The organism is Lacticigenium naphthae DSM 19658 (genome assembly GCF_000425865.1).
GTDB lineage: Bacteria > Bacillota > Bacilli > Lactobacillales > Carnobacteriaceae_A > Lacticigenium > Lacticigenium naphthae.
Map to the genome: position 1 here is coordinate 67,790 of NZ_AUEG01000006.1, position 10,349 is coordinate 78,138.

General features: G+C 43.4%; 9 protein-coding genes. All 9 read left to right on the forward strand.

Features of this window, described 5'->3' with window-relative positions; translation table 11 throughout:
• The first annotated feature begins 416 nt into the window (after positions 1-416).
• The 9 genes from H626_RS10835 to hag all read left to right on the forward strand — a co-directional run bounded on the left by H626_RS10835 (position 417) and on the right by hag (position 10,189).
• The gene (locus tag H626_RS10835) at positions 417-773 is read left to right on the forward strand and encodes a hypothetical protein (protein ID WP_211221962.1); all 357 of its coding nucleotides are present in this window, start codon (positions 417-419) and stop codon (positions 771-773) included.
• A 682-nt stretch (positions 774-1,455) separates the two neighbouring features.
• Entirely contained in the window at positions 1,456-2,493 is a 1,038-nt protein-coding gene (locus tag H626_RS0106635; protein WP_051237885.1) for an ABC transporter substrate-binding protein, read from the forward strand.
• 24 nt (positions 2,494-2,517) lie between these two features.
• Positions 2,518-3,585 carry a FecCD family ABC transporter permease gene (locus tag H626_RS0106640; protein ID WP_027108655.1) on the forward strand — a complete coding sequence of 356 codons (1,068 nt, stop codon included), beginning with the start codon at positions 2,518-2,520 and terminating at the stop codon, positions 3,583-3,585.
• 4 nt (positions 3,586-3,589) lie between these two features.
• Positions 3,590-4,348, forward strand: coding sequence for an ABC transporter ATP-binding protein (locus H626_RS0106645; protein WP_027108656.1), 759 nt, complete (start codon positions 3,590-3,592; stop codon positions 4,346-4,348).
• 1,688 nt (positions 4,349-6,036) lie between these two features.
• Positions 6,037-6,342: a flagellar biosynthesis anti-sigma factor FlgM gene (gene flgM / locus H626_RS0106655; RefSeq protein ID WP_027108658.1), complete on the forward strand. Its 306-nt coding sequence runs from the start codon at positions 6,037-6,039 to the stop codon at positions 6,340-6,342.
• A gap of 6 nt (positions 6,343-6,348) precedes the next feature.
• Positions 6,349-6,717: a flagellar protein FlgN gene (locus H626_RS0106660; protein WP_027108659.1), complete on the forward strand. Its 369-nt coding sequence runs from the start codon at positions 6,349-6,351 to the stop codon at positions 6,715-6,717.
• An 11-nt stretch (positions 6,718-6,728) separates the two neighbouring features.
• Positions 6,729-8,249: a flagellar hook-associated protein FlgK gene (gene flgK / locus H626_RS0106665; protein ID WP_027108660.1), complete on the forward strand. Its 1,521-nt coding sequence runs from the start codon at positions 6,729-6,731 to the stop codon at positions 8,247-8,249.
• Between the two features lie 3 nt (positions 8,250-8,252).
• Positions 8,253-9,173: a flagellar hook-associated protein FlgL gene (flgL, locus tag H626_RS0106670; RefSeq protein ID WP_027108661.1), complete on the forward strand. Its 921-nt coding sequence runs from the start codon at positions 8,253-8,255 to the stop codon at positions 9,171-9,173.
• Positions 9,174-9,289: 116 nt separating this feature from the next.
• Complete coding sequence (hag, locus tag H626_RS0106675) at positions 9,290-10,189, forward strand: flagellin Hag (RefSeq protein WP_027108662.1); 900 nt, start codon at positions 9,290-9,292, stop codon at positions 10,187-10,189.
• Positions 10,190-10,349 lie beyond the last annotated feature (160 nt).

The window sequence follows — 10,349 nt, forward strand, 5'->3', positions numbered from 1 at the left end:
GAACAAGATTCGCTAGAATCGGTGAAGCCCAGCGAAGCAACCGCATTTCTGCAAAGCGCAACTCATTTCCGAAAGGGAGTGTAGGCGACTGTTCTGGCTCGACCGGAAAATAGGGCCGCACAGGACAGAGCATCCCGCGCATGGCCAAGCGGTATCTTTTTCCTGAGAGCCAAGGACCACAACTCATTTCAATCAGAGAGTGGAGGCGACTGTTCTGGCTCGACCGGAAAATAGGGCCGCACAGGACAGAGCATCCCGCGCATGGCCAAACGGTATCTTTTTCCCGAGAGCCAAGGAGCCGCAACTCGTTTCCGATAAAACATTTATAATAGAAGAAGAGGTTGGGGCAAAAGCCCCAACCTCTTCTTTTTCGATTAGAACAAGATTCAGCAAGATAAGTACTTGAAGTTGCTCGATTGGCCTCGAATCGGTCAACTTCAAGAGAAATAATGAGTGAAGTTGAACGAACGGCTTTGAATCGGTCAATTTCAATAGAAATAATGAGTAAAGTTATCCGAACCCCCTTGAATCGGTCAACTTCAAGAGGAATAATGAGTAAAGTTGCTCGATTGGCCTCGGATCGGTCAACTTCAAAAGAAATAAAGTGTGAAGTTGCCCGAACGGACTCGGATCGGTCAACTTCAAGAGAAATAAAGTGTGAAGTTGCCCGAACGGCCTCGGATCGGTCAACTTCAAGAGAAATAATGAGTGAAGTTGACCGAATGACTTCGAATCAGGTAACTTCAATCACAGTTGTAGCTGAAGTTGCTTGAATAGGGATGAATCGGGCAACTTCAACTGAGATTTCTTCAGAAGTCAGCCGTAGCTGCACTACATTACTATCGAAAAGAAATGCCACGCATTTCTTTCATTATTTTACTTGTATTTTGACTGTCATTTACTAAAATGTACTTCAAAGCTAGCCTCACTGTCGATTTACTACAGTATCCGCTCCAGTTGCTGTAGCCGTTGTTGCTTCGCTGGGCTTCACCGATTCTGGCGAATCTTGCTCTGTCCGGTGCGGCTCTATTTTCCGGTCGAGCCAGAACAGTCGCCTTCACTCTCTTTCGGAAATGAGTTGCGCTTTGCAGAAATGCGGTTGCTTCGCTGGGCTTCACTGATTCTGGCGAATCTTGTTCTGCCCCGCTCCAGCCCCTCATTTCTTAACGCAAAGCTCCACTCTTTGATTGAAACGTGCTCCAAGAGGCAGACCCGACGTCCACTTCACGAATGCTCTTGGATAGTCTACGACTATCTATCGAGTATTCGCTCCAGTGATTCGGGTCTAACCGCCTTTTGTCGCACTTTGTACTTTTTGTGAAAAGTATCGCATAAGCATTTACTTTGTTAGATTCTACCGTTATAATTGGGAATGAAAATCGTTCTCAATAAGAAACAGGCAAGTGAGTCCTTTCACTTGCCGCTATATTAAGAGAAAAATTAGGAGGAGAGTCAATGAACAAACCGACGCATAAAAAACGCTTTACATACTGGGGAATGGCAGCGAGTGCCTTCTTTCTTTTAGGAGCCTGTGGACAAACAGAGCCTACTGAGGGACAACCAGATACAACAGTACAAACAGAAGATAGCACCTTTCCGTTAACATTAGATAACTACACGGTTTCAGCCGATGGTTCTGAATTTTCCAAAAAAAAAATCACGTATGAATCCCGTCCGGAATCGATCGTCGCCAATAACCAGGGGACAGCAGAACTGTTGCTCCAACTGGGATTAGCTGAAGACATTGTCGGCGTAGCCGCATTATACGGTGCCGGCGACGAAACAGTTTCCGAGGATTTCTCCAACATTCCCGTACTGGCAGAGGGGTATGTCGGCAAAGAATTAGTCGTGGGCGTTGACCCGGACATCGTAGTCGGGCGCGGGCAATTGTTTGCCAGTGCCGAGTGGGGAACCGGAACGGTAGAGGAACTGAACGAATTGGACATCCAAACGTACATTCAAGCAACTTCGACACCCGGTGCCACTTTTGATGATCTGCATACCGACATCGCTGATTTGGGAAAATTGTTTGCAGTTGAAGAACAGGCACAAGCATTTTCAACTGATGTGAGGGACCGAATGGACGCTATCGTAGAAACTGTTCCGGAAGATCAGGAAGCCGTAGAGTATGCCTATATTTTTGGAGCAGAAGGCACGAACGTCGATGTCTATAGTGGCGCCGCTGATACGTACTTGAACGATGCCTTGAGCTACCTGAAATTGGAAAACGCCTTTGCAGAAACCACAGGTGAAATCAGCGTGGAGGCTTTGCTCGAAACCGATCCGGAAGCATTACTGCTCGTCGATTATACCGGCGGACGCGCACCGGAAGAAAGCCTGGCGGACTTGAAAGCCAACGAAGCCTTGTCCAGCTTGACCGCTATCCAGGAAGACCGCATCTACACCATCGATTACAATCAATTTTGGAGCTACGGGTACCAGATTTTGACCGGTATGGAACAACTCAGCTCTGAATTCTATTCCACAAATTGACCCACAACCAGGAAGGAAGAGACGATGAACCGCATCCAGAAACAACGCCAAATCTATTACATCAGCCTACTCCTTTTTACCGTCTTGATCATTCTGTCGGTAGGAATGGGTGTGGCGGTCGGACAAGTCTCGATCCCGCTCACAGAATCCTTTCAGATATTGACTGGAAAACTGACTGGAGGAGCGATGGGAGAGGGCACTGCGCTTTCTTCCGTGGCCTTCGAAAATATAATCTGGCAGATCCGTTTTCCAAGAGTCCTATTGGCGCTGCTGACCGGGATGGGACTATCATTGGCCGGAGCGGTAATGCAGACGACCGTCCAAAACCCGCTAGCTGATCCCTATATCCTGGGGATCTCATCCGGTGCTTCTCTGGGAGCGACGTTTGCGATCATGATCGGTTTTGGTGGAACAAGTATCTTGGCGCAGTTGGGCTTGTCTTTCTGGGCTTTCCTGGGAGCTGTCACGGCAGCCTTTCTCGTCTTGCTGTTATCCAATGTTGGTGGACAAGTCAATTCCATTAAACTCGTGTTAGCCGGGATGGTTTTGAATGCATTGTTCACCGCCTTTTCCAATTTCATTATCTACTTAGCTAACGATGCAGAAGGCATTCGTTCCGTCACCTTTTGGATGATGGGAAGTTTAGCTGGAGCCAGCTGGACGACCTTGCCCTTAGTCGCCATAGTTGTATTGGCTGCATTCTTGTTCTTTTTGACTCAGCAACGGATTTTGAACATCATGTTGCTAGGGGACGAAGCAGCGATCACACTGGGAGTGAATTTAAACTTTTACCGGAAAGTCTATCTGGTCATTGCCTCTATTTTGACCGGGATCATTGTTGCCAATACCGGAATGATCGGCTTTGTCGGCCTGATCATCCCCCATATCATCCGCGGGATCGTTGGATCGAATCACCGCTACTTTTTACCCTTATCGGTTTTTTCAGGAGCATTATTTATGGTCTGGTCGGATATCTTTTCCCGGATCATCTTACCGACCGTAGAACTCCCGATCGGAATCTTGACGTCCCTGATCGGTGCACCGCTGTTTATTTATATCTTTGTGAAAAAAGGCTACGAGTTTGGAGGATAAAAAAATGAAGCTGACCGTTGAAAATGTTTCCTTGTCGATCGCATCTAAACAAATCATTCAAGATATCTCCCTACACGTGAGCCAGAACCAATTCGTCGGACTGATCGGACCCAACGGCTGCGGCAAATCGACACTCTTAAAAAGTGTCTACAAAGCGCTCGAACCCGATACCGGGATCATCACACTCGATGATTCGATCGTCCAGGAATTATCCAATAAAGCACTGGCTAAAAAAATGGGCGTCGTGGGCCAGTTTCACCAAGTCAATTTCGACTTTTCCGTACGGCAGATGTTGCTGCTGGGACGCTCTCCCCATAAAGGCTTGATGGAACGCGATACAGCCAAAGACTTTGCCATCGTCGAAGAAGTCATTCAGCAAATGGATCTAGAAGAATTAGCCGATAGAAGTTTCCTATCCTTATCCGGTGGCGAAAAACAGCGTGTCATCTTAGGCAGAGCACTAGTCCAACAACCACAGTTCCTAGTACTAGATGAACCGACCAATCACCTAGATATCAAACACCAACTCAGCATTTTAAACACCGTCAAACAATTACCGATCGGAGCATTGGCAGCCATGCATGATCTAAACCTAGCCGCACGCTACACAGATTACTTATACGCCATGAAAGACGGCCACCTGATCAAAGAAGGCACACCCGACGAAGTCCTAACAGAATCCACCATCAAAGAACTCTATGAAGTAGACTGCCAAACCTACACCAACCCCGTGACCGGAAAAAGAAACATAGAATTTTTATAAGAGCAGAGAGTGGAGGCGACTGTTCTGGCTCGACCGGAAAATAGGGCCGCACAGGACAGAGCATCCCGCGCATGGCCAAGCGGCATCTTTTTCCCGAGAGCCAAGAAGCCGCAACTCATTTTCAAACAGAGAGTGGAGCTTTGCGTTTAGAAATGAGGGGCTGGAGCGGGGCAGAACAAGATTCGCCAGAATCGGTGAAGCTCAGCGAAGCAACCGCATTTCTGCAAAGCGCAACTCGTTTTCAATCAAAGTGCGACAACAGGCGTTCAGATCCGAATCATTGGAGCGACTACACGAAGCTAGTCGCAGACTAGCGTAGAGTAGTCGTGAAATGGACGTCGGGTCTGCCTCTTGGAGCACGTTTCAAATCAGAGAGTGGAGGCGACTGTTCTGGCTCGACCGGAAAATAGGACCGCACCGGAAAGTGACTCGATCGGATAGTTTGCACGCCATTTCAGATAGCATTTCCTCTTTGAGTGTCGGGATTCGACCTCAATCAGGACACTCATTTATCTTCTGCCATCTCAGTGTCGCACAAGTCACACCTGCGGAACTTTAATAACAGAATCGGTATCTGAGTGTCCCGATTCGGGTAGACACTGGACACTCGATAGAGATAAAACAAATAAGTGTCTAGATTCAGCAGCTATACGGACACTCAGCTTCTTTTTTCAAAAAAAGTGACTTGATCGGGCAGTTTGCGCGCCATTTAGATAGCATTTCATCTTTGATTGTCGCGATTCGACTTCAATCAGGCCACTTATTTAGCTTCTGCCAACTCAGTGTCGCGCAAGTCACACCTACTGGTCTTTACTAGAAGATTTGGTGGCTGAGTGTCCCGATTCGGGTAGATACTGGACACTCGCAAGCGATAAACCCCCTAAGTGTCTAGATTCACCGGCTATAAGGACACTCAGCTTCTTTTTTTTAAAAAAGTGTCTCGAACTGGTAGTTTGCGCGCCATTTAGATAGCATTTCATCTTTGAGTGTCGCGATTCGACTTCTTTTATGACACTTATTTAGCTTCTGCCAACTCAGTGTCGCGCAAGTCACACCTACTGGTCTTTACTAGAAGATTTGGTGGCTGAGTGTCCTGATTCCTGTAGATTCTGAACACTTTTTCTAGTTTAGATCAATAGAACGGAGAGTATAATCGAAAGAAGTTGAGAAAAAAACTCAACTTCTTTTTTCTACGAAAAACTAAGATTTCATCAGTGCTCAATCTACTACTTTTTTTCAACCGACAAGAAATGCTCGGCATTTCTTTCATCATTTTACTTGTGATTCAACTGTCAGTTTTTGAAATGAGCTTCAAAAACTAGCTCAACAAATGATTTGTTAAGGCGTCAGCTACTTACGGATATAGTATGCGGGTATCAACGTCTTTTTGCACACTCTAAAAACGTGTTCCAAAAGGCACACCCGACGTCCACTTCACGCATACTCTTCGATAGTCTACGACGATACTACGAGTATCCGCTCCAGCGGTTCGGATCTGAACACCTTTTTGCGCACTCTCTCTTTGCTGTAGACAAAAGAGGAGACTATCGGTAAGATGAAAACAGTTCATTCTATAAATTATCAAATTTACACTTAAGTATTTTGAAATCTTTCCGATATGATAACTGTAGAGAAAGTAGTTAAGGAAAAAAATTAAAATAGCAGGCAATATGGAAGGAGTTTCCATCATGAAAATCGAAAATGGCTACGGTAAATACATTCAATCCGTCAATAAAAACAAAGCCGTCCAAACACATAAAGAGACAACCAATACAAGCAACGCAACTAACCAACCTAAACAATCAAAAGAAGACAGCTCCGTTGAGGTATCTATTTCAAATGAAGCCAAACGCTTATCCGAAAGCCAAGACACGTTCAAAACCGAACGTCTGGAATCGATCAAAAAAGCTGTCTTAGAAGGTAGCTATCCCATTTCAGTAGATAAGATTTCTGACAGTATGCTACAAGTGATCGCCGAACAAAAAGGAGAATAACCGCTTATGGAACGCAAAGATTCCTTGATGAATCAGCTACAGTCTTTAAAAGATTGCCTGCAAAGAGAAAAAATAGCTTTGATTGAAAATAAAGGAGAAGAGTTGCGAGACATCGTCGCTGCCAAAGAAGCTCTTACCGCAGAACTCGAGTCCGCTTCTCTTCCCGAAACAAATAAAGATGAATATATTCCCGTCATCGATGAGATCCGTCAGCTTCAAGAAGGCAATCTCTTATTGACCCAACAAGCGATGAGCTTTACCGATGCTTTTCTCCAATCACTGCAGGAAAGTGTGAAAAAGGAAAAACGTGGGTATTCGAAAAAAGGGAAATACCAAGAAAACGAAACGAACGCATTATTCGACCAACAAGTCTAAGGAGCGAGATCATGTCAGGATTATTTGGAACTTTACATACCGCGACCGGCGGGATGACAGCCCAACAACGGGCACTACAAACAACAGGACACAACATTGCCAATGCAAATACGGAAGGCTATTCCAGACAGCGCGTTACCATGTCAGCGAATATGCCTATTTCTATTCCTGGAGTGGGTCAATTTGGAACAGGCGTCCAAATCTCTGCCGTCCAACGTGTGACCGACCAATACCTTGTCACACAAGTACAGCGCGAATCCGCTTCTCTGGAACAGTATACCCAGAAGTCTGATTTATTGGGCCAATTGGAAGGGATATACAATGAGCCTTCCGATACCGGATTAAGTAGCCAGATGGATAAGTTTTTTGCTTCATGGACGAACTTGAGCTCTAACCCAGAAATGCAGACAGCCAAAACAATGGTAGTTGAACAATCGAAAACATTCACAGACACCATTCATCACATGGCCAACCAAATGGACGGTCTACATAGTGACACGCTGAATGAACTCAGCAAAGATGTTTTGGATTTCAATAGCACACTTGGACAACTGGAAAAATTAAATGAACAAATCTTCAACGTATCCACAGCAGGCCAAGCACCGAATGACTTGCTCGATCAACGCGATCGGCTGATCGGTTCCCTAACTGAAATCGCTGGTGCAGAAGTTAAAATCGATGGCTTCCAACGTGCAGTCGTTACATTAGACGGACAAGAAGTCTTAGGTAAAAATCATGTCGATTCTGTAGCTGTAGTAATCGGAAAAAATGAAGATGGTACACTGATTGTTTCTCAACCTGGAAAAGATCCAATGACTTTACCTGCAGACGATACAATTGAAGTTGGTCAGTGGATGATTCAAGACTCTGAAACAGGCGATTATGCTTCAATTGACATTGAAAGTGGTAGCACTAAAGGTTCTCAAGAAGCTTTAGCTGTCCTCAATCAGAAAAAAGAAGATTTCAATACCTTTGTGTCTCAATTTGCTGAAGCAGTCAATACCACTCACAGTACGCCAACGATAGAGGGCGAAGAACAGGGAAAGGCTTTCTTTGAGATTGATCTAGAAGATCCTTCGGGAACAATCAAAGTAAATGCCGAAATCCAAAAAGATTCTTCTAAAGTTCAAGCTGGAAAAGGCTTGGACAATGAAGTAGCAGGTGACGGGGCTAGAGCCTTAGCCATATCCAAGTTGCAATCTACGAAACTACCGCAAGATTTAAGTGAAGATAACTATAATTCGGAAACAATGTCATTTGACAACAGTGTCAGTGGTTCTACGTTATTGGATCAATACAACGACAGTGTCACGGATGTAGGGATTCAAAAACAACAAGCAGACAATATGGCTAAAAATCAAGATGATGTAGTAGCTTTACTGGAACAACGCAAAGAATCCATGTCTGGTGTTGACATCAATGAAGAAGTCACCGACATGTTACGGTTCCAAAATGCCTTTTCAGCTAATGCCAAAGTGATTTCCGTAACAGCAGAAATGTTGGATACATTGATCAACCGGACAGGAGTGTAAGCGATGAGAGTAACGAGTTCTTATATGACAAAAAATTACTTGCGTAATTTGAATCGCAACACACAATCGGTTCAAAAATACCAAGAACAATTGTCAACATTAAATAAAATCAACCGCACCTCTGATGATCCCTTGACTGCTTCTAAAATAATGGATCTAAAAAGCAGCATTACCCGCAACGAAGAATACTTGACCACTATCGATGATGCAATCGATTGGACGAATGTTCAAGATTCAGCTTTGAGCAATGCGACGAAATCTATGCAGCGTATTTCAACCTTGATTCAATCCGCAGCTAATGGCACAATGTCTGACGGTGATCGTCAAGCTGTGAAAAGCGAAGTTGAATCTGAAATCGGAACACTAGTCGATTCTTATAATACAAACTTCGGTGGGCGCTATATCTTCGCCGGGAAAGAAACCTTGACCAAACCGTTTGAAATAACAGAAGATGCAGATGGAAACTTTACGGGGATAGAGTATAAAGGAACGATGGGTGCAAATGATTCTGGGTTGTTAGAAAGAGAGATTGCCCAAGGTGTTTCTGTGGAATTGCAAACGGATGGACGGAAATTAGTAGGAGACCCAGCTGATTCATTGGGCAACTTCTTACAAGATGTTCTTACTGCCTTAGATGAAAGTGATACAGAAGCTTTAGGTGGAGACCTCATGGATAGAGCTTCAGTTGAGAGTGATACGATTCTCTCCTTACGTACAAAAATCGGGGCAACTTATAATCGCTTAGAAACATCTAAAGCACGTAACGAGAGTGAAAATTTGAATTTGCAATCGATGTTATCCGGCAAACAAGATATTGATTTAGCGGAAACGTTTATGAACTATCAAATGGAAATGACTTCATATGAAGCATCCTTACAAATGGGAACACGGATACTACAAACGAATATTTTAAACTACCTTTAAGTGAGGTAGTTTTTTTTTTTTTTGAAAAAACAATTAAAACCCTTAACTATTTTTCAAACCCTCCGATAAGAATAGTAGAAGGCAAGACCTTCACATAATCTAAGGAGGAAATGAACATGAGAATAAATACAAATATTTCCGCAATGAATACTTACTCACGTTTAACAAACGCTAATAGTGCAAAAAGTAGTTCATTAGCAAAATTATCATCTGGATTACGTATCAATAAAGCTGGGGACGACGCAGCAGGACTGGCTATTTCAGAAAAAATGAAAAATCAGGTCTCTGGTTTAAATCAAGCAACTCGGAATGCACAAGATGGTATTTCGTTGATTCAAACAGCTGAAGGCGCATTAAGTGAAACACACAATATCTTGAACCGTATGCGTGACTTGACTGTTCAAGCAGCAAACGATACCAATACAAATGATGATAGAATTGCTATTCAAACTGAAGTTGACTCACTAGCAAAAGAAATTCATAGAATTTCAAACGACACTGAATTTAATACAAAAAACTTATTGAGCGGGACTGATACATTAACAGATGGTACATCTACAGGTACGTCATTTAGTTTTCAAATAGGTGCAAATTCAGGTCAGAATATTAACGTAGAAATTAAAAGTATGTCAGCTGCATCTTTATTAAGTGCTACTGAAGATGTAAGCGATCCTTCAATAATAACGGACAGTGGAATTTCAATAAGTAATGTTGAAGGTGATGAAACAACTGTAATCGATTTTGATGCTGCCTTAACGAAAATTGATGGTGCAATTGAATCAGTATCCACGCAAAGAGCCGACTTAGGTGCTGTTCAAAACCGTTTGGATCACACTATTTCAAACTTGTCTACAACAAAAGAAAACTTGTCTGAAGCAAACTCACGTATTCGTGACGTAGACATGGCTGAAGAAATGATGAGCTTTACAAAGAACAACATCCTTTCTCAAGCTGCTACTTCCATGTTGGCTCAAGCAAACCAAATGCCTCAAGGTGTTCTTTCGTTATTACAATAATATACTACTCAAAAAGAGCGAAATTTTCGCTCTTTTTTCTTTATTTACTTAAATATTTTTTATAACAACCGATAAGAATAGTAGAAGGCAAGACCTTCAACAAACAAGGAGGAATTTCACATGAGAATAAATACAAATATTTCCGCAATGAATACTTACT